This is a genomic window from Vibrio sp. 10N.222.46.A1, from assembly GCF_041473595.1.
Classification (GTDB): domain Bacteria; phylum Pseudomonadota; class Gammaproteobacteria; order Enterobacterales; family Vibrionaceae; genus Vibrio; species Vibrio tasmaniensis_A.
Map to the genome: position 1 here is coordinate 1 of NZ_JBFRSN010001786.1, position 316 is coordinate 316.

The following is a 316-nucleotide window of genomic DNA, read 5'->3' on the forward strand; positions in this document are numbered from 1 at the left end:
ACCGTTGAAGTTCTCTTCTATCCATGGGTGTTGCATTAAACGGTCTACTGAGTCTTGGCTACCTTCCACCACAAACTTCCAAACGTGTTCGGCTTGCTGAGCCGTTTCAATGAATGATTCCACTTGGTAAATTTGAGGGCGATGTTGCTCTGGTGCCGTTTCTGCCCAACTTTCCAATGCCAACATGTAGGCAAATGGGTTGTAGTGTGAGTACGTCATGGCATGCGTGATGTACATGACCATTTTGAGCTGAAACTCTTCTGCCATATCGATGAAGGTCAGTGCTTTGTCTTTATCTATCGCGTTTTGAGTCAGT

Annotated in this window: 1 pseudogene; it reads right to left on the reverse strand. The window is 45.6% G+C overall.

The annotated features are described in order from the left end of the window. Window positions 1-316, reverse strand: a pseudogene (locus AB4496_RS29325) (pyridoxal phosphatase); the annotation flags it as partial.